The 24,545-nt window shown below is 71.9% G+C and carries 16 protein-coding genes and 1 riboswitch; of the genes, 8 read left to right on the top strand and 8 right to left on the bottom strand.

Features of this window, described 5'->3' with window-relative positions; translation table 11 throughout:
* Positions 1-271: 271 nt before the first annotated feature.
* The 6 genes from EIM47_RS12250 to EIM47_RS12225 all read right to left on the bottom strand — a co-directional run bounded on the left by EIM47_RS12250 (position 272) and on the right by EIM47_RS12225 (position 9,726).
* On the bottom strand, positions 272-2,296 hold the full coding sequence (locus tag EIM47_RS12250) for a M3 family metallopeptidase (protein ID WP_028915451.1): 2,025 nt from the start codon (positions 2,294-2,296) through the stop codon (positions 272-274).
* An 86-nt stretch (positions 2,297-2,382) separates the two neighbouring features.
* On the bottom strand, positions 2,383-3,483 hold the full coding sequence (locus EIM47_RS12245) for a PLP-dependent cysteine synthase family protein (RefSeq protein ID WP_019398574.1): 1,101 nt from the start codon (positions 3,481-3,483) through the stop codon (positions 2,383-2,385).
* Between the two features lie 94 nt (positions 3,484-3,577).
* The gene (locus tag EIM47_RS12240) at positions 3,578-4,060 is read right to left on the bottom strand and encodes a hypothetical protein (RefSeq protein ID WP_019398573.1); all 483 of its coding nucleotides are present in this window, start codon (positions 4,058-4,060) and stop codon (positions 3,578-3,580) included.
* A 110-nt stretch (positions 4,061-4,170) separates the two neighbouring features.
* Positions 4,171-7,599: an SbcC/MukB-like Walker B domain-containing protein gene (locus tag EIM47_RS12235; RefSeq protein WP_125077061.1), complete on the bottom strand. Its 3,429-nt coding sequence runs from the start codon at positions 7,597-7,599 to the stop codon at positions 4,171-4,173.
* The gene (locus EIM47_RS12230) at positions 7,586-8,236 is read right to left on the bottom strand and encodes a DUF4194 domain-containing protein (protein ID WP_125077060.1); all 651 of its coding nucleotides are present in this window, start codon (positions 8,234-8,236) and stop codon (positions 7,586-7,588) included. The genes EIM47_RS12235 and EIM47_RS12230 overlap by 14 nt, the downstream gene beginning before the upstream one ends.
* On the bottom strand, positions 8,233-9,726 hold the full coding sequence (locus EIM47_RS12225; RefSeq protein WP_125077059.1) for a Wadjet anti-phage system protein JetA family protein: 1,494 nt from the start codon (positions 9,724-9,726) through the stop codon (positions 8,233-8,235). Before EIM47_RS12225 ends, EIM47_RS12230 begins: the two co-directional genes overlap by 4 nt.
* A gap of 104 nt (positions 9,727-9,830) precedes the next feature.
* A riboswitch (cobalamin riboswitch) is annotated at positions 9,831-10,063 on the top strand.
* Between the two features lie 205 nt (positions 10,064-10,268).
* Between EIM47_RS12225 and metE the strand changes: the two genes are divergently transcribed.
* Positions 10,269-12,554, top strand: a complete 2,286-nt coding sequence (metE, locus tag EIM47_RS12220) for a 5-methyltetrahydropteroyltriglutamate--homocysteine S-methyltransferase (protein WP_125077058.1) — start codon at positions 10,269-10,271, stop codon at positions 12,552-12,554.
* 102 nt (positions 12,555-12,656) lie between these two features.
* Here metE and glmS read toward each other — a convergent pair whose 3' ends face one another.
* A complete protein-coding gene (gene glmS / locus EIM47_RS12215) occupies positions 12,657-14,489 on the bottom strand; it encodes a glutamine--fructose-6-phosphate transaminase (isomerizing) (protein WP_125077057.1) in 1,833 nt (610 codons plus the stop codon).
* A gap of 396 nt (positions 14,490-14,885) precedes the next feature.
* Here glmS and EIM47_RS12210 point away from each other — a divergent pair, with 396 nt between their 5' ends.
* From EIM47_RS12210 to EIM47_RS12185, 6 genes are all read left to right on the top strand, one after another.
* Positions 14,886-16,157, top strand: a complete 1,272-nt coding sequence (locus tag EIM47_RS12210) for an efflux RND transporter periplasmic adaptor subunit (protein ID WP_125077056.1) — start codon at positions 14,886-14,888, stop codon at positions 16,155-16,157.
* A 160-nt stretch (positions 16,158-16,317) separates the two neighbouring features.
* On the top strand, positions 16,318-17,028 hold the full coding sequence (locus EIM47_RS12205) for an ABC transporter ATP-binding protein (RefSeq protein WP_019397984.1): 711 nt from the start codon (positions 16,318-16,320) through the stop codon (positions 17,026-17,028).
* Positions 17,029-17,038: 10 nt separating this feature from the next.
* Positions 17,039-18,340, top strand: coding sequence for an ABC transporter permease (locus EIM47_RS12200; protein ID WP_125077055.1), 1,302 nt, complete (start codon positions 17,039-17,041; stop codon positions 18,338-18,340).
* A gap of 48 nt (positions 18,341-18,388) precedes the next feature.
* Positions 18,389-19,621, top strand: coding sequence for an FtsX-like permease family protein (locus EIM47_RS12195; protein WP_125077054.1), 1,233 nt, complete (start codon positions 18,389-18,391; stop codon positions 19,619-19,621).
* Between the two features lie 248 nt (positions 19,622-19,869).
* Positions 19,870-21,207 carry a sigma-54 dependent transcriptional regulator gene (locus EIM47_RS12190; RefSeq protein WP_125077053.1) on the top strand — a complete coding sequence of 446 codons (1,338 nt, stop codon included), beginning with the start codon at positions 19,870-19,872 and terminating at the stop codon, positions 21,205-21,207.
* Positions 21,208-21,213: 6 nt separating this feature from the next.
* Positions 21,214-22,554: an ATP-binding protein gene (locus tag EIM47_RS12185; RefSeq protein WP_125077052.1), complete on the top strand. Its 1,341-nt coding sequence runs from the start codon at positions 21,214-21,216 to the stop codon at positions 22,552-22,554.
* 102 nt (positions 22,555-22,656) lie between these two features.
* On the opposite strand, the gene glmU is transcribed toward EIM47_RS12185, so the two are convergent.
* On the bottom strand, positions 22,657-24,030 hold the full coding sequence (gene glmU / locus EIM47_RS12180) for a bifunctional UDP-N-acetylglucosamine diphosphorylase/glucosamine-1-phosphate N-acetyltransferase GlmU (RefSeq protein WP_125077051.1): 1,374 nt from the start codon (positions 24,028-24,030) through the stop codon (positions 22,657-22,659).
* A gap of 125 nt (positions 24,031-24,155) precedes the next feature.
* On the opposite strand from glmU, the gene EIM47_RS12175 reads away from it, so the two are divergent.
* Positions 24,156-24,545 (top strand): GtrA family protein, encoded by a 390-nt coding sequence (locus tag EIM47_RS12175; RefSeq protein WP_019397990.1) that lies wholly within the window; start codon positions 24,156-24,158, stop codon positions 24,543-24,545.

Raw genomic sequence — 24,545 nt, 5'->3', positions numbered from 1 at the left:
ATTCGTGATTCGTGATTCGTGATTCGTGATTCGTGATTCGTGATTCGTGATTCGTGATTCGTGATTCGTGATTCGTGATTCGTGACTGGTGGGACAGGGTCGCCGCCCGATTGGGTGGCCAGGCAAGGGACCGGCACCAACCCAGTGCGGAGGCGGCCTCCGGCCTTGCCGGGCCACGCGCAAAAGCCAAGCGAAGCCACACACCAAAACGTGCCCGAAGCCCGCCCTCACACCCGTCCCCTCTCCCGTCCGGAAAGAGGGAGAGGAGCTCTCACGCCGCCATGCCGTTGTGGCGCAACAGGGCGTCGATGCTCGGCTCGCGGCCGCGGAAGGCCTTGAAGTTCTCCAGCGCGCTGCGGCTGCCGCCGCGGGAGAGGATCTCGCGCAGGAAGCGCGCGCCGGTCTCGGCAAGCTGGCCAGGCGCTTCCTCGAACGCGGCATAGGCGTCGGCGCTGAGCACCTCGGCCCACTTGTAGCTGTAGTACCCGGCCGCGTAACCACCGGCGAAGATGTGGCTGAACTGGTGCGGGAAGCGGTGCCAGGCCGGGGCGCGGTTGACCGCGACCTCGTCGCGGATCCGCTCCAGCAGCTGCAGCACGCTGTCCTGCGCCGGATCGAAGCGGCTGTGCAGCTCCATGTCGAACAGGCCGAACTCCAGCTGGCGCACGGTGAACATGCCGGCCTGGAAGTTCTTCGCCGCCAGCATCCGCTCGAACAGCGCGCGCGGCAGCGGCGCGCCACTGTCCACGTGCGCGGTCATCGCCTGCACCCGCTCCCACTCCCAGCAGAAGTTCTCCATGAACTGGCTGGGCAGCTCCACCGCGTCCCATTCCACGCCATTGATGCCGGCCACCGGCAGCTCGCCGATCGCGGTCAGCAGCTGGTGCAGGCCATGGCCCATCTCGTGGAACAGGGTGGTGACCTCGTTGAAGCCCAGGGTCGCCGGCTTGCCGTCCACGCCCTTGCCGAAGTTGCACACCAGGTACACCAGCGGCGTCTGCACGCCGTCGGCGCGCATGCGGCGGTTGCGGCAGTCGTCCATCCACGCGCCGCCGCGCTTGCCCTCGCGCGCGTACGGATCAAGGTAGAACTGGCCGAGCAGGCGGCCGTGCGCGTCCTCCACCCGGTAGAAGCGCACGTCCTCGTGCCACACCGGCGCGCTGTCCGGCTTCACCTTCACCCCGTACAGCGACTCGATCACGGCGAACAGGCCGCCCAGCACCTTCGGCTCGGTGAAGTACTGCTTCACCTCCTGCTCGGAGTAACTGTAGCGGGCCTGCTTGAGCTTCTCGCTGGCCCAGGCGATGTCCCAGGGCTGCAGCTCATCCAGGCCCAGCTCGTCGCGGGCGAAGGCCTCCAGCTCGGCGCGGTCGCGGCGCGCGTATGGCAGCGCGCGCGCGGCCAGGTCGCGCAGGAAGGCCAGCACCTCGTCCGGGCTCTGCGCCATCTTGGTCGCCAGGGAATACTCGGCGTAGCTGGAAAAGCCCAGCAGGGCCGCCAGCTCGCCGCGCAGGGCGACGATCCGGTCGATGTTGCCGCTGTTGTCCCACTCGGCCGGGCCGGCCTCGGAGGCACGCAGGCCGTGGGCGCGGTACAGCGCCTCGCGCAGGCCGCGGTCCTCGGCGTAGGTCTGCACCGGCAGGTAGCACGGCATCTGCAGGGTCAGCTTCCAGCCTGGCTTGCCGTCCTTCTCCGCGGCGGCGCGCGCGGCGGCGACCACCTCGGCCGGCAGCCCGGCCAGGCGCGACTCGTCCTCCACGTACAGGGCGAAGGCGTCGGTGGCATCCAGCACGTTCTGCGCGAACTTCGCCGACAGCGCGGCCAGTTCCTCCTGGATGGCGGCAAAGCGCTGCTTGGCCGCCTCGTCCAGCTCGGCGCCCCCCAGGCGGAAGTCACGCAGCGCGTTCTCCACCACCTTGCGCCGCACCGGGTCGTAGCCGGCGTACTCGGGCGAGGCGGCCAGGGCCTTGTACTGCGAGTACAGCGCCAGGTTCTGGCCCAGCGCCGCGCCAAAGCGGGTCACCTTGGGCAGGTTGGCGTTGTAGGCCTCGCGCAGCTCCGGCGTGTTCACCACCGCCTGCAGGTGCTGGACCTGGCCCCAGGCCCGCCACAGGCGCTCGGTGGCGTCCTCCAGCGGGGCGACGAAGCCGTCCCAGGTCACCGGGCTGACGGTCTCGGCGTGCTTCACCGCGGCCTCGGCCTGCGCCAGCAGGGCATCGATGGCCGGGCCGATGTGCCCGGGCCGGATCTGGTCGAAGCGGGGCAGGCCGGAGAAGTCGAGCAGCGGATTGTCCATGGGACCTCGGGGGGCGATGCGGCGGCGCCGCGCATGTCATGACAGATGGCCCCGGCGGCGCGGAATTCAACCCGCGCCGGGGCGGTTCACAGCTCGCCGCAGGCCTCCAGCGGCAGCGGTTCCCCGGCCACCGCGGCGGCGATGGCGCGGTCCGCCTGCTCCACCTCGATGCCGTGGCGGCGGTACCAGTCCGGGTTGTAGTAGCTGTGCGCGTAGCGGTCGCCGCTGTCGCACAGGATGGTGACGATCGAGCCGCCCTGCCCCGCCTCGTGCATCGCCTGGGCCGCGCGCAGCACGCCGACGAAGTTGGTGCCGGTGGAGCCGCCGACGCGGCGCCCCAGCACCGCGCTGACGTGGCGCATGGCCGCCAGGCTCAGGGCGTCGGGCACCTTGACCATCGCGTCCACGCAGGAGGGGATGAAGCTGGCCTCCACCCGCGGCCGGCCGATGCCCTCGATGCGCGAGCCGCGCGGCAGCGACAGGCCCGGGTCGCCGCGGCCCTCGCGCGCGCCGCGGTAGTAGTCGAAGAACACCGAGTCCTCCGGGTCGGCGCACAGCACCCGGGTGGCGTGGCGGCGGTAGCGCACGTAGCGGCCGAGGGTGGCACTGGTGCCGCCGGTGCCCGGGCCGCACACGATCCAGGCCGGCACCGGGTGCGGCTCCTGCGCCATCTGCTTGAAGATGGCCTCGGCGATGTTGTTGTTCGCGCGCCAGTCGGTGGCCCGCTCGGCGTAGGTGAACTGGTCCATGAAGTGCCCGCCGGTCTCGCGCGCGACCCGCTCGGACTCGGCATTGAGCGAGCAGGCGCTCTCGACCAGGTGGCAGCGGCCGCCCTGGAACTCGATCGCGGCGATCTTCTCCGGCGAGGTCGAGGCCGGGATCACGGCGATGAACGGCAGGCCCAGCAGGCGGGCGAAATAGGCCTCCGACACCGCGGTCGAACCGCTGGAGGCCTCCACCACGGTGCTGCCCTCGTGCAGCCAGCCGTTGGCCAGCGCGTACAGGAACAGCGAGCGCGCCAGGCGGTGCTTGAGGCTGCCGGTCGGGTGGCTGGATTCGTCCTTGAGGTAGACGTCGATGCCTGGGTAGCCGGGCAGCGGCATCGGGATCAGGTGGGTATCGGCCGAACGGTTGAAGTCGGCCTCGATCTTGCGGATGGCGGCGGCCACCCACTCGCGCTGCGACATGGCGGTGCACGGGAACGGAAAGACCCGATTATCCCCCTCGGCCCCGGGGACCGGAACCGGGCCGGGCCGCCGCGCGGCGGCCCGCCACGCGCGTTCAGTGGCGGGTCTGCCCCGCCGGTGCCGGCCAGGCGTGCCGGAACTGCGGCTCGCCACGCAGGCCGCGCAACACCTGCACCAGTTCGCGGTAGCCCTCGGCCAGCTGGCCGAACAGGGCGGCATAGGCAGCGCGGCTGGCCTCGGCCACCCCGCGGTAGGCGCCGCGGCCCAGTTCCACGAAGTAGTCCACGCTCACCCGACGGCGCGCGGCCAGGCCCGGGAACAGCCCGGCCACCAGCAGGCAGCGGTCGCCCACGTCGCGCAGGGCATCGGCGCGCAGCCGCCCCACCTGCTCCTGGGCGCGGAACCAGTCCAAGGCATGGGTGTGCGCCAGCAGCTGCGCGTCGCCCTGGTAGCGCAGCAACACGAACACCAGGTAGGCCTCGCGCGATTCGTCCAGCGGGTGGCCGGCGCGCCCGGCTGCTTCCCGCACCAGCGCCTGCCACAGCTCGGCCGGCGCGCCCTGCTTCATCTCGAACATGTCTTCCTCCTGCCATGAAGACAGGTTCGAGACTAGTACGGTCCGGCGCGCCGTGCTGGCAGCCGCCGGGGACGAGTGCCAGCCAGGCAGGCGTTCCGTCCAGGGACATGTCAGGCCGTGGCGCCGGTCTCCCGCGCCAGCCGCTCCAGTTCCTCGGCCAGCAGTTCCGGGTGCAGGTCGAACTGGTCGGACAGCAGCAGCTCGCGCGCCGCCTCCTTCACCTCCACCCGCTCGGCCTGCAGCAGGTCGCCGTCGCGGAACAGCTCGATATAGCTGTCCAGCACACCGGACAGGGTGCCCTGGGCGGTATCCGGCGCCGCCAGCACCAGCTGCAGCCCCAGCGAGCGCAGGTAGTTGGTGGTGGCGCGCGCGTTCTGGGCGTCGATCTTGTCGCCGAACTCGTCCAGCAGGATCACGCCCATGCCGCCCGGGTGCGCCTCGCTCTTGCCGTAGGCCGCGGCCAGTGCGGCGCCGGCGATCACGTACAGCGGCGCGCGGTGCTCGCCGCCGGAGCCCGAGCGCATGCGCTCGCTGAGGGTGCCGACCACGCGGTCGTCCTGGCGGATCTCCACGCCGAAGTGGAAGAAGCGGCGGTAGTCGTCCAGCGGCGAGGCGGCCAGCTTCGCGCTGGCGCTGTCCTCGATCAGCTGGCGGAACGCCTCCGGCACCTCGCCGGCAGTGCCGAACAGGGTGTCCTCGGCGCCGACGTCAGCCACCTTCTGGATGAAGCGGTGCAGGTCCCTGTACTCGGCCACCACCTCGTAGTGGAAGCGGTAGCGCTCGTTGTTGGAGAACGCCGGGCTGTTGCGCAAGGTGCGGTTGAGCGCGTCGATCTGCGCCTTCAACCGCACGAAGTTGTCGTGCAGGGTGTTGGCGACGTTGGAGCGGAAGGTCTCCACCGCGGTCTCGTAGGCGCGCTCGGCCTCGGCGCGGTAGTTGACCAGCTCGGTCTCGCGCAGCTGCACCAGCTCGCGCTGCATCAGCGCGCGCGCCGGCTTCCAGGCGTCGGCGGCGAAGTCCAGGTCCAGGCCGTGGGCGCCGGCATAGCGCTGCAGCTGGCTCCAGGCCTCCGGCAGCAGCGCGGCCAGCTGGCGGTCGTTGTCCTGGGCACGCCGCTCGCACAGGTTGCGCGCCTCCTCCAGGCCGGTGCCCTTGGCCTCCAGCTCCTCGCGCAGCTGTTCGACCCGGTTGGGATCGACGTGCGGGTCGCGGAAGGCCTCCACCGCGTTGCGGGCGACGATCTCCTCCTGCGCCTGCAGCGCGCGCAGCAGCGCCTGGCGGCGCTCCAGCTCGCCCTGGGCCAGGGCCTCGGCGCGCACCAGGGCCTCGATGGTGGCCTCGGCCTTCTGCACCTGCGCCTTCAGCGCGGTGGCGCGCTCGCCCAGGCGCAGCAGGTCCGGGTCGACCGCCTCGGCCTGGCTGCGCTCCAGCGCCTGGTAGCGCGCCAGCACCTGGCGGTACTGCAGCAGCAGCTCGTGCAGGCCGCGGGCCACGTCGTCGCCCTCCAGCCGCGCCAGCTTCTGGCGCAGGCCCTCGGCCCGGCGCGCCTCCGGCTCGCACTGGCGCAGCTCGCGCTCGGCGTTCTCCAGCTCGGCGCGCAGCAGGCGCAGGCGCTCGCCGTCCTGGGCCACGCCGATCTTCAGCTCGCCGCTGGACGGCAGGCGCCGGCGCTCGATGCCGCCGCCCTTGGCCACCAGGCCGTCGCGGGTCAGGCCCTGGCGGCTGCGCACCACTTCCGCCTCGGTCTCCACGCAGCGCAGGTCGCCGAGCTGGCGGCGCAGGTAGGCCACCGCGTCGGCGTCCTCGCCCTCGACCAGGGCGGCGACGCTGTCCTCGGCCAGGCGGTCCTGGCGGTGGGCACGGGCCTGGCTGGGCAGGGCCAGCTTGACCCCGTACACCGCGCGCGCGCCCTGCAGCGAGCGGTACACCCGCACCGCGTCCTCCTCCTGCCCGGCCGGGACCAGCAGGGCCTCGACATGGCTGCGCAGGTAGGCCTCGATCGCCGGCTGCCAGCGCTTGTCGGTCACCCGCACCAGGTCGCATACGGGGCGCGCCTCGATCCCGGCCTCGCGCAGGTGGTTGAGCAGGCGCATGACCTCGTCGCGCAGGTTGGCCTGGCCGGCGCCCAGGCGCTGCTGGTTGCCGCGCAGGGCGTCGCGACGCGCGCGCGCCAGCTGCCAGGCCTCGTGCGACTGCCGTGCCCAGGCGGCGACCGTGGCCTGCACCGGGGCGGCCGCGGCCAGGGCCTGCTTCAGGCGCGCATGGAACGCATCCGGCGCCGGGCCTTCGCCATCGCCCCCGGGCGCGGCGGCGACTTCGGCATGCAGCTCCTCCAGCGGCGCCAGCGCCTTGCCCAGGCCGGCCTCGTCCACGCCCGGCAGGCGCAGCGCGGCGACTTCCCGCAGCGGCTCGCGCAGCTGCTCCAGCCGCCGCAGCAGGTCGGCCTGCAGGCGCTGCAGCTGCTCGCGGTCGCGGCCGGCCAGCTCGCGGAACGAGGCCTGCTCGCCGTAGCCGGCGCTGCCCTGCAGCTGCTCGCGCACCCGCTCGTATTCCTCCTGCAGGCTGCGGCGCTCGGCGCGCGCCTGCTCCAGGGCCAGGCCGGCGGCGGCCAGTTCCTCGCGTCCGGCGTCGCAGTCGGCCTGGGCCTGCTCGACCTGCTCGCCGAGCAGGTCGCGCGCGTACTCGGCGGCCAGGGCACGGTAGGACGCGGCGCGCACCGCCTGCGCGGCGACCTTGCCGTACTGCGCGTCCACCGCCTCGGCCTCGGCGATGCGCCGCTCCAGCTGCTCGATCCGCTCCTTGATCTGGCGGAAGCTGTCCAGCAGCGCCTTGAAGCGGGCGATGTCGGTGGGCCGGTCCTCGGCCACCAGGGTGCGGACGAACAGGTCCACGTCCTCCACGCGCTGCAGGTTCAGCGCGTTCTGGAAGGCCTTGCGGTAGGCGTTGAAGTCCACGCCGGCGCCGGGGTTGCCGCGCAGGCGGTACAGCAGGTCCTTGACGAAGCGCTCGCCGCTGGCGTGGAACTCCGGGGTGGTGCCGGCCTTGCGGCAGCGCTTTGCGGCCAGCTCGCGGAACCGGCTCCACTCCAGCGGCAGTTCGCGGCCGTCGACCTTCTCCAGGTGCTCGTCCAGCTCCAGGGCCACGCCCGGCAGCAGGTACAGGCCATGCTGGCGGTGCTCGGGCTCGTCGGCCGAGGCGCCCAGCGAGATGCCGGCGGTCAGCGGGGCGCCGGTCTCCTCGTCGCGGAACACCAGGCTGATGTAGGTGGTGGCGGTGCGCCGCTTGCGGCCGTCCTCGCCGCTGCGGTACACGCCCAGGCAGTAGTCGCGGATGCTGCGCGCGCGCGCCTTGCCGCCGGCCTGGGCGTTGAAGTGGATGTGGCGGCGGTCGCCGCCCAGCAGGACCAGCTGCAGCGCGTCCAGCAGCGCGCTCTTGCCCGCGCCGTTGGGCGCGATGATGGCCGAGGTGCGGTCCAGCTGCAGGGTCTTGGCCTCGAACAGGAAGTACTGCACGAGGTGCATGCGCTCAAGCAGCTGCATGGTCGTCCTCCGTGTCCACGGCGTCGTCGCCGGCATCGGCTTCCGCGTCGGCGCCGCCCAGGTTGTGCTGGTCCAGCCGGTGCAGCCACTGCTCGCCGACGATGTCCACGATCGCCGGGCGCACCACCAGGTGGAACGGCTGCAGGTCGTCCGGCTCGCCCTCGACCAGGCGGCACACGCCCCAGCGGCGGGCGGTGGCGGCCAGCGCGCGCAGCGCGCCGACCTCAGGCATCGGCCGCCCGGTCAGTGCCGGCCAGGCCTCCTGCAGGTCGGGCAGCTCCACCACCACCTCGCCCAGCTCCTCGACCAGGCCTTGCTTCATGCCCTCGTCGTAGCGCTGGCGCAGGACCAGCAGGAACAGGGTCTCGTCCAGGCGCACCGGGGTGCCCTCGCCGTGCTTGGGCAGGGCCACGACGTAGCGGTGGTGGGCGTTGCGCTCCAGGCGGATGCCAAGCGGGTCCAGCGCCGCGGCGAAGTCCTCCAGGTAGGCCTCCACCAGGTGGTAGGCGCTGCGCGAGCGGGCATCGCTGGCGTACAGCACCTGCTCGGTGACCAGGCGGTAGGCGGCGCGTTCGAAGTCGGCCACGGCATACATGCCGTTGGACTGCTGGCTGAGGGTGTTCCAGGAACGTTTCATGCGGGATCGGGCTCGGCCTGCGCGCTGGCGCGCGCGGCATTGGAAGCGGAGGGACCGCGGCCTGCGGCGTGGTGGACGACGAAGCGCGGGGCGCGCAGCCAGCCGTTGTCGCCCGGCTCGCCGCGGTCGACCAGTTCGACCCGGAAGCCGCGCAGCAAGCGGCCCAGCGGGTCGTCGCGACGCAGGCCGCCGGGGCGGCTGCCACGCAGGGCCAGGGTCAGCAGGGTCTGGTAGGCGCGCAGGTCCTGGATGCTGGAGATCTCCAGCGCGCCGGAATCCACGCTGCCGCCGGGCGGCAGCTGGCGGCCGACGTAGGAGGCCATGTCCTCGGCGGTGACCAGGCGCACCCGCTTCATCCGCCGCAGCAGGCTCAGCCGCGCGATCTGCTCGGCGCTGGGCTGGGCCTGGCTGTTGGCGCTGCGCGGGATCGGCTGCGGGCGGCGGCGCGGCGGGCGCAGCTGGGCCTCGTCCATCAGCGCGCCGGGGCCGACCGGCATGCGCAGCGCGTTTTCGTCGGCGGCCAGCGCACCCCTGGCGGCGCGGTGCAGCAGCACGTCCAGGCGGTCCGGCGCGCGCAGGCGGTAGTCGAGGAAGGCCAGCGCGCGGCGGTTGGCCTGGCGCATGTCCTCGTCCAGGCGTGCGAGGTACTCATCGATGCGCTCCAGCTCGCGCAGGCGCATCAGGCTGCGCTGCAGCAGCTGGCGGGCACGGGCATCGTCGCCCTCGGCCACGTGCTCGCGGTACCAGGCGGCGATGTCCTCGCGCAGCGGGCCGTTCTCGATCTCCTGGACCATCAGCAGGATCTGCGCGCGCCGCGCCAGCGGGTGGTCGGCGCGGTGCAGGTCGGCGTAGTCGCGGATGAAGAACTGGGCCACGTAGCGCTCGAACCACTGCCGCGCGAACTGGGCGGTGGTCTCCGAGCGCACCAGCTCGGGCATCAGGTCGCGCACCTGCAGGCTCATCGAGGCCAGCGAGGACAGCAGCCGGCGCGCCTGCTCGGCGGCCTCGTCCAGCGCCTCGCCGCCGGCGCGGCCGTCGACCACCTGCTGCAGCTGCAGCTCGATCGAGCGGATCTTGGCCGAGACGAAGGTCGGGCCGCGGTCGGCGAACTCCACCAGGGTGCCCAGCAGCTGGGCCAGGGCCGGCGGCATCAGCACCATCTCGCGCGCGCCGAGCTTGTCCTGGCGCAGCCAGCCGGCTTGGCGCAGGCGCTCGTACACCGCCGCCGCGCGCGCGGCCAGGCCGCCCTGGAGCGGGGTCTCGCCCTCGTCCTCCCAGGTTTCCTCGGCCAGCAGGTAGCGCTCCAGCGCGGTGACGATCTCGCGCCGGGCGAAGCCGTGGCTGGGCGGCAGCGGCGCGTCCGGGCCGAAGTACTCGTCGAACAGCCGGCACAGCAGGCGCCAGTAGCGCTCGCGGTTGGGCGAGGCCAGTGGCCCGAAGGCGCCGGCCGGCACGTGCGCGAACAGGGACGGGAAGGTGTTGCTCGTCAAGCGTGGATCCTGCCGGGCGCCACGCCCGGGTCGGCCGCCATTTTCCCAGATCGGCGCCATGCCCGCGCAGGCGGCGGCGGTTGACCGGTCGCCGGTGGACCGGCTACCTTCTCCGCGCCGAAGGTTTCATCGCTTCATCCAGATGTAGCGATGAATTAAAAGGGAAGTCCGGTGCGTCCTGCCCTGCAGGACAATTCCGGCGCTGCCCCGCAGCGGTAATTGGAAACGAACCCCGCCATCGCACTGGCCCACCGGCCGGGAAGCGGCGGACAGTAGGCACGCGGCCCCGGCCGCCCGTCCATGAGCCCGAAGACCTGCCCCGGCCGGAAGACGCGTCCGTCTTCCGCCTGACCTGGAGCCTCCGCGGGGAGGTGGCCGGAGGCATCGCGTGGCCGTGGCCACGCAGTGTTCCCGCGCCCGTCCCCCTGGCTGCTCCGGCTCGCCCGCGGGGGCGAAGGTCGCCATGGCGGCGTGCGCGGTGTCCAGCCGCGCACGCCGCCGGTCCTTCGTTCCTCATCGTCCACGCATGAGGAATCACATCGATGACACTGACCACCAACCTCGGCTTTCCCCGCATCGGGCCACGCCGCGAACTGAAGCGGGCCCTGGAAGCCCACTGGCGCGGCGAGCTGCCCGCCACGCAACTGCTCGACACCGCGCGGGAGCTGCGCGCCCGCCACTGGCGGCTGCAACGGGAGGCCGGCATCGACCTGCCACCCTCCAACGACTTCTCGCTGTACGACCAGGTCCTGGACACGGCGTTGCTGTTCGACGCGATCCCCCGGCGCTACCGCGCCGTGGTCGAGGCGGCACCGCTGGCCGGCTACTTCGCCATGGCGCGCGGACTGCAGCGCCCGGGCATCGACCTGCACGCGCTGGAGATGACCAAGTGGTTCGACACCAACTACCACTACCTCGTGCCCGAGCTGGAGGCCGGCCAGGACTTCGCCCTGCGCGGCGACACGCCGGTGGCGCAGTACCTGGAGGCGCGCAGGCTCGGCATCGAGACCCGGCCGGTCCTGATCGGGCCGGTCACCTTCCTGTGGCTGTCCAAGACGGTCGACGGCAGCGACCGCTTCGCGCTGCTGGACCGGCTGGTCCCGGCCTATGTGCAGCTGCTGGAGAAACTGCACGCGGCGGGCGCGGGCTGGGTCCAGGTCGACGAGCCGGCGCTGGTGCTGGACCTGCCGGAGCCGGTTCGCGACGCCTGCCGCCGGGCCTATGCGGCTCTGGCAGCCGGCCCCCGGCCGAAACTGATGCTCGCCTCCTACTTCGGCGCGCTCGGCGACAACCTGCAGCTGGCCGCATCGCTGCCGGTGGACGGCCTGCACCTGGACCTGGTCCGCGCCCCCGAGCAGCTGGAAGCGGCGCTGGATGCGCTGCCGCCCGGGCGCATGCTGTCGCTGGGCCTGGTGGACGGGCGCAACGTATGGCGCACGCGCCTGGACAACGCGCTGCTGCTGGCGCGGTACGCGCGCACCCGGCTCGGCGCGGACAACGTGTGCCTGGCGCCGTCGTGTTCGCTGCTGCACGTGCCGGTGGACCTGGACGCCGAGAACGGCCTGGATCCGGAACTGCGCTCCTGGCTGTCCTTCGCCAAGCAGAAGCTCGGCGAGATCCGGGTGCTGGCCGATGCCCTGGATGGCCACCCCGGTGCCGAGGCCGCGCTGGAGGACGCACGCCTGCGCCACGCCTCGCGCCGCGCCTCCACGCGCGTGCACCGGCCGGAGGTGGCGCAGCGCCTGGCCACGACCAGCCCGGCCCTGGCACAACGTGGCTCGCCCTACCCGGCGCGCCGCCAGGCCCAGCAGGCGGCCCTGGCATTGCCGCCGTACCCGACCACGACCATCGGCTCCTTCCCGCAGACCCGCCAGGTGCGCGAGGCGCGGGCGAAGTTCAAGTCGGGCAAGCTGGAGGGGGCGGCCTATGAGGCGTTCCTGGAGGCGCAGACCGAACAGTGCGTGCGCTTCCAGGAGCAGGTCGGGATCGACGTCCTGGTCCACGGCGAGTTCGAGCGCAACGACATGGTCGAGTATTTCGGCGAACAGCTGGACGGCTTCGCGTTCACCAGGCTGGGCTGGGTGCAGAGCTACGGCAGCCGTTGCGTGAAACCCCCGGTGATCTTCGGTGACGTGGCGCGGCCGGCGCCGATGACGGTGCGCTGGGCGCGGTACGCCCAGTCGCTGACCTCGCGCCCGGTCAAGGGCATGCTCACCGGCCCGGTGACCCTGATGCAGTGGTCGTTCGTGCGCGACGACCAGCCGCGCGCGGACACCTGCAGGCAGATCGCACTGGCCCTGCGCGACGAAGTCCTGGACCTGGAGGCGGCCGGCATCCGGGTGATCCAGATCGACGAACCGGCCCTGCGCGAGGGGCTGCCACTGCGGCGCGCGCACTGGGACGCCTACCTGGAATGGGCGGTCGAATGCTTCCGCCTGTGCGCGTCCGGGGTGGACGATGCCACCCAGATCCACACCCACATGTGCTACGCCGAATTCAACGACATCATCCAGGCGGTGGCGGCGATGGACGCGGACGTGATCTCGATCGAGACCTCGCGCTCGCGGATGGAGCTGCTGGATGCCTTCGCCAGGTTCCGCTACCCCAACCAGATCGGCCCGGGCGTGTACGACATCCACTCCCCGCGCGTCCCCACCACCGCCGAGATGGTGGAACTGCTCGGCAAGGCGCGGGAGGTGCTGGCGCCGGACCAGCTGTGGGTGAACCCGGACTGCGGGCTGAAGACACGCGGCTGGGAGGAAACGGACCTGGCGCTGCGCAGGATGGTCGAGGCGGCCATGATCATGCGCGAATCGGCCGCCCGGTGACGCGGCGGGGTGGCGTCACCGCGCCACCCTGCCGCGGGCCGCGCCGGGGGCCATGGCGCCCGGCGCGGTGCAGCGCACCCGCGCCGCCCCGGCCGATGCCGGCTACTCGACCGTGACCGACTTGGCCAGGTTGCGCGGCTTGTCCACGTCGGTGCCGCGGGCCAGGGCGGTGTGGTAGGCCAGCAGCTGCACCGGGATGGTGTGGATCACCGGGCTCAGCACGCCGGCATGGCGCGGGGTGCGGATCACGTGCACGCCCTCGGAGGCGGTGAAGTTGCTGTCCTGGTCGGCGAACACGAACAGCTCGCCGCCGCGGGCGCGCACTTCCTGCATGTTCGACTTGACCTTTTCCAGCAGGCGGTCGTTCGGGGCGATCACCACCACCGGCATGGCCGCGTCCACCAGCGCCAGCGGGCCGTGCTTGAGCTCGCCGGCCGGATAGGCCTCGGCGTGGATGTAGGAGATTTCCTTGAGCTTGAGCGCGCCTTCCAGGGCGATCGGGTAGTGCAGGCCGCGGCCCAGGAACAGGGCGTTCTGCTTGGCGGCGAAGCGCTCGGCCCAGACCTGGATCTGCGGCTCCAGGTTCAGCGCGTGCTGCACGCTGCCCGGCAGCATGCGCAGCTGCTCCAGGTAGCCGGCCTCCTGTTCGGCGGTGACCCGGCCGTGCAGCTTGCCCAGCACCACGGTCAGCTGGAACAGCGCCGCCAGCTGGGTGGTGAAGGCCTTGGTCGAGGCCACGCCGATCTCGGCGCCGGCGCGGGTGTAGCAGACCAGCTCGCTGGCGCGCGGGATCGCGCTCTCGGGCACGTTGCAGATCGACAGCGTGTGGCGGTGGCCCAGCGACCTGGCGTACTTGAGCGCCTCCATCGTGTCCAGGGTCTCGCCGGACTGGGAGATGGTGACCACCAGGTAGTCCGGGTCGGCGTAGGCGTCGCGGTAGCGGTACTCGCTGGCGATCTCCACGTTGCACGGCAGGCCGGCGATGGCCTCGATCCAGTAGCGCGCGGTCAGGCCGGCGTAGTAGCTGGTGCCGCAGGCCAGGATCTGCACGCCCTTGACCTTGCGCAGCACCTGTTCGGCATTGGCGCCGAACAGGGTCGGCTGGAAGCTGCCGGCGTCGATCACCGCCTCGACGGTGTCGGCGATGGCGCGCGGCTGCTCGTGGATCTCCTTCTGCATGAAGTGCCGGTACGGCCCCAGTTCCAGCGAGGCCAGCGAGACGTCGGACACGTGCACCTCGCGGGCCACCTCGCGGTCGGCCGCGTCGAACACGCGCACGCCCTCGCGGCGGATCTCGGCGGTGTCGCCCTCCTCCAGGAAGACCACCCGGCGGGTCGCCTGGACGATGGCCGACACGTCCGAGGCCAGGAAGTTCTCGCCCTCGCCCAGGCCGACCAGCAGCGGGCAGCCCATGCGCGCGCCGACCAGGCGGTCCGGCTCGCGGCGGCTGAGCACGGCCAGGGCGTAGGCACCGGTCAGTTCCTTGACCGCCGCCTGCAGCGCGACCAGCAGGTCCTGGCCGGACGACATGTGGTGGTGGATCAGGTGGGCGATGACCTCGGTGTCGGTCTGCGACTCGAACACGTAGCCCAGCGCCTTGAGCCGCTCGCGCTGTTCCTCGTGGTTCTCGATGATGCCGTTGTGGACCAGCGCCAGCTCGCCGTGGCTGATGTGCGGGTGGGCATTGGCCTCGGTCACCCCGCCGTGGGTGGCCCAGCGGGTGTGGCCGATGCCGAGCACGCCGTGGAAGCCCTCGGCGAGGGCCGCCTGCTCCATCTCCGCCACGCGGCCGGTGCGGCGCACCCGGCGCACGCTGTCCGGATCGGCGACGGCGATGCCGGAAGAGTCATAGCCGCGGTACTCCAGGCGCTTGAGGCCCTCGACCAGGACCGGAACCACATCGCGATCCGCGATCGCGCCAACGATGCCGCACATGCCGTTCTTCCAAGCAGAAACAGGCCCGCGATTCTACCGGAGCGTACGGTCCGGCCGGCGCTGGCCCCGTCCGCCGCGCACGGGCGCAGTCAGGCGGCGGTAAGGCGCACGGCTGCCGCTGGCGCGCCGGCCCTGCGCCCGCAGTGCGCGCCGTGGCGGCGGTCGCATCCGCGCGGGGCCGACCGCGGCAGCCCGGGCCCGGCCCTGGATCCCGCGCGTGCCGCTCCGGCCGCGGCGCGCGTCCGGGTGTCCGCGCTCCGGGAGCAGTGTCCGGACAGCTGTCCGGCGGACACAGCGGACACCCGCGCCAGCGAAGACACGCTTACGGATCAATGGGTTGCGATTGGCACGCGTCCTGCTTTGGTAGCGCGTACCCAACACATCCGCCACCACACGATGATCCGCGACACCTCTGCCCAGGACCGTCCCCTCTCCCACACCGGCCGCGCCGCGGCCCTGCGCCGCTGGCTGCCGGCGGGCGCCGGCGCCCTGGTCCTGCTCGCGCTCGGCGGCTGGGTGGTTTCCGGCTGGAGCGCCGGCTCCCGTTCCTACGATGCCTCGCGCATCCGCATCGCCGAGGTCAAGCGCGGCGACCTGGTCCGCGACCTGTCGGCCGACGGCAAGGTGATCACCGCCAACAGCCCGGTGCTGTACGCGGTGGCCGGCGGCACCGTGTCGCTGAAGGTGGTGGCCGGCGACGTGGTCGAGAAGGGCCAGGTGCTGGCGGTGATCGACAGCCCCGAGCTGCGCAGCCGCCTGGCCCAGGAGGAATCCACCCTGGCCGGCATGGAGGCCGAGGCCAGCCGCGCCCAGCTGGACGCGCGCATCGCCAGCCTCAACGCGAGCAAGGCGCGGGACCAGGCGCAGATCGACCATGTCGCCGCCCAGCGCGACCTGGAGCGCTACGAGCGCGCCCATGCCGGCGGTGCGGTGTCCAACAACGAGCTGGCCCGCGCGCAGGACGAGCTGGAAAAGGCGCGCATCGGCCTGGATGCGGCGCGCAGCGACGCCCGCCTGCAGGAACAGGCCGCGGCCCTGGACGCACGCAACAAGCGCCTGCTGGCCGACCGCCAGAAGGCGGTGGTGGCCGAGCTGCAGCGCCAGGTCGAGCTGCTGACCGTGCGCGCCCCGTTCGACGGCCAGGTCGGCCAGGTGCAGGTCGCGCAGGGCACCAACGTGGCGATCAACGCGCCGATCCTGAGCGTGGTGGACCTGAGCGAGTTCGAGGTCGAGATCCGGGTGCCGGAGAGCTTCGCCCGCGACCTGGGCATCGGCGTGCCGGCGCAAGTCACCAGCCAGGGCAAGCCGTGGCCGGCCAAGGTTTCGGCGGTGTCGCCGGAGGTGGTCAACGGCGAGGTCACCGCGCGCCTGCGCTTCGACGAGGGCCAGCAGCCGCCGGGCCTGCGCCAGAACCAGCGCCTGTCGGTGCGGATCGTGCTGGACACCCGCGAGGACGTGCTGATGGTCGAGCGCGGCCCGTTCCTGGAGCAGGGCGGCGGCGGCTACGCCTGGGTGGTCAACGGCCGCAGCGCCGAACGCCGCCCGGTGCAGACCGGCGTCAGCAGCCTGGGCTACGTGGAGATCGTCTCCGGCGCCAGGGAAGGCGACCGCATCGTGGTCTCCGGCGCCGACCAGTTCGGCGATGCCGAGAAAGTAGCCATCCGTTGACGGCCGGTGATCCGTCATTGGTGACGGGTGATTCGAAGGGGCGCAGGCAATGGCGCAACCCGGTCACCAGCCAACCCGGGCCACCAATCGAATCACCAATCGAATCACCAGTCGAACCACCAATCACCAATCACCAATCACCAGTCACGAGGACAACGCCATGCTGGAAATGCGCCAGGTCTCCAAGGTCTACCGCACCGCGATGGTCGAAACCCATGCGCTGCGCTCGCTCGACCTGCACGTGCGCGAGGGCGAGTTCGTCGCGGTCACCGGTCCCTCGGGCTCGGGCAAGACCACCTTCCTCAACATCGCCGGGCTGCTGGAGACCTTCGACTCCGGCGACTACCTGCTGGACGGCGAGAACGTCCGCGGCCTGTCCGACGACGCCCGCAGCCGCCTGCGCAACCGCAAGATCGGCTTCATCTTCCAGGGCTTCAACCTGATCCCGGACCTCAACCTGTTCGACAACGTCGACGTGCCGCTGCGCTACCGCGGGCTGCCGGCGGCCGAGCGCAGGCAGCGGATCGAGAAGGCGCTGTCGCAGGTGGGCCTGGCCTCGCGCATGCACCACTACCCCTCGGAGCTGTCCGGCGGCCAGCAGCAGCGCGTGGCCATCGCCCGCGCCCTGGCCGGCGAGCCGCGCCTGCTGCTGGCCGACGAGCCGACCGGCAACCTGGACTCGCAGATGGCGCGCGGGGTGATGGAGCTGCTGGAGCAGATCAACGCCGAAGGCACCACCATCGTGATGGTGACCCACGACCCGGAGCTGGCCGCGCGCGCCCAGCGCAACGTGCACATCGTCGACGGCGTGGCCACCGACCTGTCGCTGGAACCCGCCCAGGGCCGGCTGCACCGCGCCGCGGTCGCCTGAGGAGGCCGCCATGTTCGCCTACTACTTCAACCTGGCCCTGCGCAGCTTCCGCCGCGACAAGGCCCTGACCGCGCTGATGGTGCTGGCCATCGCCCTGGGCATCGGCGCGTGCATGACCACGCTGACCGTGTTCCACGTGCTGTCCGGCGACCCGATCCCGACCAAGAGCGACCGCCTGTTCTACGTCCAGCTCGACCCGGCCGAGATGATGGGTTACACCCCCGGCGAGGAACCCTCCGCCCAGGTCACCCGCTACGACGCCGAGGCCCTGCTGCGCGAGAAGCGTGGCCTGCGGCAGGCGATGATGACCGGCGGCAACGTCTCGGTAACGCCCGAGCGTGACGGCCTGCCGCCGTTCCTGGGCACCGCGCGCTACACCAGCGCCGACTTCTTCCCGATGTTCGAGACCCCGATGCAGTACGGCCAGGGCTGGAGCGCCAACGAGGACGAGGCCCATGCGCGGGTCGCGGTGATCTCGAAATCGCTCAACGAGCGCGTGTTCGGCGGCGGCAACAGCGTCGGCAAGCAGCTGCGCCTGGACCAGGCCGACTTCACCGTGGTCGGCGTGATCGACGAATGGCGGCCCACGCCGCGCTTCTACGACATGTACAGCGACCAGTACGGCCAGCTGGAGGACGTGTTCCTGCCCTTCAGCACCTCGCGCGACCTGAAGATGTCCCGCAGCGGCAGCATGGACTGCTGGGGCGACACCGGCGGCGACTCCACCGGCCCCAACGCCCCCTGCGCCTGGATCCAGTACTGGGTCGAGCTGGAATCGGCCGGCAAGGCCGGCGAGTACCGCGACTACCTGGTCAACTACTCCGACCAGCAGCGCGCGGCCGGCCGCTACAAGCGCCCGACCAACGTGCGCCTGCGCAACGTGATGGAACTGCTGGAGTTCAACCGGGTCGTGCCTCGGGACGTGGTGATGCAGCTGTGGCTGGGCTTCGGCTTCCTGCTGGTGTGCCTGGTCAACACCGTGGGCCTGCTGCTGGCCAAGTTCCTGCGCCGCGGCAGCGAGATCGGCGTGCGCCGCGCCCTGGGCGCCTCGCGCAAGGCGATCTTCGCCCAGTGCCTGGTCGAGGCCGGCACGGTCGGACTGGCCGGCGGCATCCTCGGCCTGGTGCTGTCGCTGCTCGGCCTGTGGGGCGTGCGCCAGCAGCCGGCCAGCTACGCCGAACTGGCCCACCTGGACCTGGGCATGCTGCTGCTGACCTTCGTCCTGGCCGTGGTCGCCAGCGTGCTCGCCGGGCTGCTGCCCGCCTGGCGCGCGATGCAGGTCGCCCCGGCGATCCAGCTCAAGTCCCAGTAACCCCCACTTCCACGACGGGAGGCCGCGCGGCCTCCCCGGAGACAGACCATGGAAATCCGTCCCATCCTGTCCACCCTGCGCCGGCACAAGACCGCCGCCGCGCTGATCGTCATCGAGGTCGCGCTGACCTGCGCCATCATCTGCAACGCGCTGTTCATGATCAGCGACCGCATCACCGAGGTCCGCGAGACCAGCGGCCTGGTCGAGGACGAGCTGGTGCGCATCCAGATCACCAGCGTCGGCAACGACCCCGAGGAGGACGCGCGCACCCGCAGCGACCTGGCCGCGCTGCGCGCCCTCCCCGGGGTCAAGGCCGCCACGGTCACCAACCAGGTGCCGTTCGTGAACTCGTCCTGGGACTACGGCGTGCGCCTGGACGCCGACCAGCAGCAGGTCACGATGAACGCGGCCATGTACATGGCCGAGGAACAGTTCCTCGAGACCCTGGGCCTGAAGCTGGTCGCCGGCCGTGCGTTCACGCCTGACGAGTACAAGGACGCCGCCAGCCTGATGGCGGGGCTGTCCGAAGGCAGCCTCCCCTCGGCGATCGTCACCCGCAAGATGGCCGAGCGGCTGTGGCCGGGCGAGGACCCGATCGGCAAGGGCTTCTACAGCGGCGACGAGCAGCCCACCCGCGTGGTCGGCGTGATCGAGCACCTGGTCCGGCCCAGCCAGCTGGGCGGCCCCAGCGCGCGCGAGTACTCGGTGATCCTGCCGCTGCGCCCGCACTACAACATCGGCGGCAACTACGTGATCCGCACCGATCCCGACCGCCGCCAGGAGGTGCTGGAGGCGGCCAGGAAGGTGCTGCAGGCCAATGGTGCCGACCGCATCATCCTGGAGGACCAGACCAAGACCTTCGAGGAGCTGCGCTCGGATTACTACCAGGGCCCGCGCTCGATGGCATGGCTGCTGGGCATCGTCTGCGTCGCCCTGCTGCTGATCACCGCGCTGGGCATCATCGGCCTGGCCAGCTTCTGGGTGCAGCAGCGCACCAAGCAGATCGGCATCCGCCGCGCGCTTGGCGCCACCCGCGGCCAGGTGCTGCGCTACTTCCAGACCGAGAACTTCCTGCTGGCCTCCATCGGCATCGCCCTGGGCATGCTGCTGGCATTCGCCATCAACCAGGTGCTGATGGGCAAGTACGAGCTGGCGCGGCTGCCGCTGTACTACCTCCCCGCCGGCGCGGTGCTGCTGTGGGTACTGGGCCAGCTGGCGGTCTACGCCCCCGCCCGGCGTGCGGCCTCGATCCCGCCGGCCACGGCGACCCGCAGTGTATGAGCCGCCGCGCGCGCCAGCGGACGGCACGCAACGAACGCGCGACCCTCTGGTGCGCGGTCGCCGCGGCGGCGGTCGCCGTGGTGTGGCTGGCCTGCGTGTTCCCGGCCTCCACGCCCGGCGCCGCCACCGACCGCCCTGGCGCTCCCCGCCTCGCCGACGCCGGGCACGACCGCGGGTCGGATCGCGGCCACCCGCCGGCCGCGAGCAGGTAGCCTTTGCGGCACGCAAACAGGATCCGTCCCGAATACATGTCCACCATCCTGGTCATCGACGACAACCCCGCGGTCGCCACCGCGCTGGAAGTGCTGTTCTCGCTGCACGACATCGCCACCGTGCATGCCATTGGCCCGGAGGAAGGGCTGGCCCTGCTCGAGCGCGAGCCGGTGGACCTGGTGATCCAGGACATGAACTTCACCGCCGACACCTCCTCCGGCGACGAGGGCCGCGAGCTGTTCGCCGCGATCCGCGACCGCCACCCGGACCTGCCGGTGATCCTGCTCACCGCGTGGACCCATCTGGAAAGCGCGGTGGAACTGATCAAGGCCGGTGCCGCCGACTACGTGGCCAAGCCCTGGCAGGACGCCAAGCTGCTGGCCACGGTCAACAACCTGCTGGAGCTGTCCGAGGCGCGGCGCGAGCTGGACCAGCGCCGCCACGGCGAGCGCCGCCGGCGCGAGGACCTCACCCGCCGCTACGACCTGCGTGGCGCGGTGTTCGCCGACCCGGCCAGCGAGCGCGTGGTTGCGCTGGCCTGCCAGGTGGCGCGCTCGGAACTGCCGGTGCTGATCACCGGACCCAACGGCAGCGGCAAGGAGAAGATCGCCGAGATCATCCAGGCCAACTCGCCGATGCGCGACGGCCCGTTCGTGACCCTCAACTGCGGCGCGCTGCCGGCCGACCTGATCGAGGCCGAACTGTTTGGCGCCGAAGCCGGCGCCTACACCGGCGCCAACAAGGCGCGCGAGGGCAAGTTCGAGGCCGCCGACGGCGGCACCCTGTTCCTGGACGAGATCGGCAACCTGCCGGCGGCCGGGCAGATGAAGCTGCTGCGGGTGCTGGAGACCGGCCGCTTCGCGCGGCTCGGCTCCAACCGCGAACGCCAGGTGCGGGTACGCGTGGTCAGCGCGACCAATGCCGACCTGCCGGCGATGATCCGCGAGGGCGGGTTCCGCGAAGACCTGTACTACCGGCTCAACACCATCGAGCTGTCGATGCCGCCGCTGGGCGAGCGTCCCGGCGACGTGCTGCCGCTGGCCGAGCACTTCGGCGCCGGCGGCAAGCCGCTGTCGCCGGCGGCGGTCGCCGCGCTGCAGCGCCATTCCTGGCCGGGCAACGTGCGCGAGCTGCGCAACGTGATCCAGCGCGCGCAGCTGCTGGCGACCGGCCCGCGGATCGAGCCGGACGACCTGGCCCTGCCACGCGCGCAGGCCACCCGCCCGGGCCCGGCGCGCGAGCCGGAACGCGAGCAGATCGAGGCCGCCCTGCAGCGTGCCGGCGGGGTGATCGCCCAGGCCGCCGCGGAACTGGGCATGAGCCGCCAGGCGCTGTACCGGCGCATGGAGCGCCATGGCCTCAAGAGTCCCTGACCCGCGATGGTTCGCCGCACCCTGACCCTGCGACTCTTCCTGCGGCTGCTGCCGGTACTGGCGCTCGCCGCGGCGCTGCCGTGGGCCTTCGCCTACTGGATCAACCACGGCTGGATGCTGGCCGCGCTGTCGGTCGCGATCCTGCTGGCATTGATGTGGTGGAGCCTGCACCGCGCCCTGGCGCCGCTGCGGGCCCTGTTCCGCGCACTTGCCGGCAGCGTCAATACCTACCGCGACGGCGAGTTCAATTTCGGCGTGCACTGGGAGAGCCGCGACGAGGTCGGCGACCTGGTGCGCGCCCACTCCGCGCTGGGCGAGGTCCTGCGCCAGCAACGCCAGGAACTGGCGCAACGCGAGCTGCTGCTGGACACCATGGTCCAGAACACGCCGGTGGCGATGGTGCTGTGGGCCGAGGGCGGCGATGGCCTGGCGCGGGTGGTCTACGCCAACCTCGCCGCGCGCAAGCTGCTCAACGACGGCCGCAAGCTGGAAGGACAGCGCCTGGAGAGCGTGCTCGAGGGGCTGCCGGCGGAGCTGCGCGAGGCGGTGGCGCGCGGCGGCGACAGCCTGTTCGGGGTCAGCCCGGAAGGCGCGGAGGACGACGCCGGGGAAGAGGTCTACCACCTCTCGCGCCGCCGCTTCACCCTCAATGGCCGCCACCACGAACTGCTGCTGCTGCGCCTGCTCACCCCGGAACTGCGCCGGCAGGAGGTGCAGACCTGGAAGAAGGTGATCCGGGTGATCAGCCACGAGCTCAACAACTCGCTGGCGCCGATCGCCTCGTTGGCCCACTCCGGCGCCGAGCTGGTGCGGCGCGGCCGCCACGAGCGCCTGGCCGAGGTGTTCTCCACCATCGAGGACCGTGCCCGCCACCTGGAGGGCTTCATCCGTGGCTACGCGCGCTTCGCCAAGCTGCCGCAGCCGCAGCTGCAGGCGGTGGACTGGGAGGACTTCCTGGCGCGGCTGCAGCGCCAGATCGGTTTCGAGCTGGACGGCATGGCCGCCGACCTGCGCGCGCGGGTGGATCCGGCGCAGATGGAGCAGGCCCTGCTCAACCTGCTGAAGAACGCGCACGAGGCCGGCGAGGAAGCCGGCAACACCCAGGTCCAGGTGCGCCTGCGCCGGTTGCCGGGCTGGACCCGGCTGGAAGTGCTGGACCGCGGCCCGGGCATGAACGAGGCGGTGCTGCAGAACGCGCTGCTGCCGTTCTACTCGACCAAGCGCAACGGCACCGGCCTGGGCCTGGCCCTGACCCGCGAGATCGTCGAGGCCCACGGCGACCGCCTGTCGCTGCAGAACCGCGCCGACGGCGGCCTGTGCGTGGCGGTGATGTTGCCGGAGCAGTGAGGGCGCGGCCCCGGATGCGGCTTCCGGCCGTGCCGCCGCGCCCCTGGACCGTGGCGAGGCCCGGGCCGTCGCCACGGCCCGGCCACCTTGAAGCGCGATCCTCTACGCCTTCGGCTTCTTCACCGGACGCTTCCAGCCTTCGACCGTGGTCTGGCGCGCGCGCGAGACGGTCAGGGCGTCGGCCGGGGCGTTGCGGGTGATCACCGAACCGGCGCCGATCGTCGCGCCGGCGCCGATCTCCACCGGCGCCACCAGGGCCGAATTGGAGCCGATGAAGGCGCCGTCGCCGATCACCGTGGCCGACTTGTTCACCCCGTCGTAGTTGCAGGTGATGGTGCCGGCGCCGATGTTCACCCCCGCGCCCACCGTGGTGTCGCCCAGGTAGGTGAGGTGGTTGGCCTTGCTGCCCACGCCCAGCACCACCTTCTTGGTCTCCACGAAGTTGCCGATGCGCACGCCGTCGGCCAGCACCGTGCCCGGGCGCAGGCGCGCGAACGGGCCGATGTGCACGGCGCCCTCGGTGACCACGCCTTCCAGGTCGCAGTGCGCCAGCACCTCGGTGCCCGGGCCCAGGCGCACGTCCTTCAGGCGCACGAACGGACCGATGCGCACGCCGTCGCCCAGCTCGACCTCGCCCTCCAGCACCACGTCGACGTCGATCTCCACGTCGCGCCCCACCTTCACCGTGCCGCGCTGCTCGACCCGCGCCGGGTCCAGCAGGCGCGCGCCGGCCAGGCAAAGTTCGCGCGCGCGCCGCAGCTGGTAGGCGCGCTCCAGCTGCGCCAGCTGCCAGGGGTCGTTGGCGCCCTCGGCCTCGATCGGATCCTCGACCAGCACGATCTCCGCCGGGTTGTACTCGGCCGCGGCCATGGCGAACACGTCGGTGAGGTAGTACTCGCCCTGCGCGTTCTCGTTGGACAGCCGCGCCAGCCAGCGCTTCAGCGCGTCGGACTCGGCGGCGATGATGCCGGTGTTGACGATGCCGATGCGGCGCTCCTCGTCGCTGGCGTCGCGGTGCTCGACGATCTTCGCCACCCGCCCCTGCGGGTCGCGCACGATGCGGCCGTAGCCGGTCGGGTCGGCCGGCTCGGCCACCAGCACGCGCAGCAGGCCGTCGGCCTGCAGCAGGCGGCGCAGGGTGTCGGCCGAGGTCAGCGGCACGTCGCCGTACAGCACCAGCACGTCGGCCAGCTCGGGGATGCCGGGCATGGCCTGCTGCACGGCGTGGCCCGTGCCCAGCTGGCGGGCCTGCTCGGCCCAGGCCAGGTCGTCCTGGCCGGCGAAGGCCGCGCGCACCGCGTCGCCGCCGTGCCCGTAGACCACGTGGATGCCGGCCGGCTGCAGCTGCCGCGCGGTGTCGATCACGTGCGCCAGCATCGGCCGCCCGCCTACCGGCTGCAGCACCTTGGGCAGGGCCGATTTCATGCGCTTGCCCTCGCCGGCGGCGAGGATCACCACGTGCAGGGGCTGGGTCATGGAGCGGCGTCTACTGTGCGGAAAGGGCCATGATTCTATCCCTCGCGGCGCGGCGACCCCACGGTTCACGATCCGCGCAGGGCGCCGGTTTAGACTTCGCCCCGTCTCCAGCCTCCGGATCCGCCGTGCGAACGCTCCTCCTGCGCCAGGGCAGCCAGTACATCGCCTTCGGACTGCTGCAACTGGTGGTCGACTGGGCGGTGTTCGTGGCCGCCACCGCGCTGGGCCTGCATGCGGTGCCGGCCAACCTGCTGGGCCGCACCACCGGCGCCATGCTCGGCTTCTGGCTCAACGGCCGCTACACCTTCGCCGGCGGCGACGGCGCGCGCCTGGGCTGGCGCCGCTTCGGCCGCTTCGGCCTGCTGTGGATCACCATGACCATCGCCAGCACCCTGCTGGTCAACACGGTCGAGCAGCAGCTGGGCCTGCGCTGGGCGTGGATGGCCAAGCCGGTGGTCGAGGGCGGCCTGGCGGTGGTGACCTTCTTCCTGCTGCGCCGGGTGGTGTACCGCTGA

It is taken from the genome of Pseudoxanthomonas sp. SGT-18 (assembly GCF_003931645.1).
Lineage (GTDB): Bacteria > Pseudomonadota > Gammaproteobacteria > Xanthomonadales > Xanthomonadaceae > Pseudoxanthomonas.
Note: the sequence above shows the minus strand (reverse complement) of the source record. Positions and strands in the feature narration are given on the sequence as shown.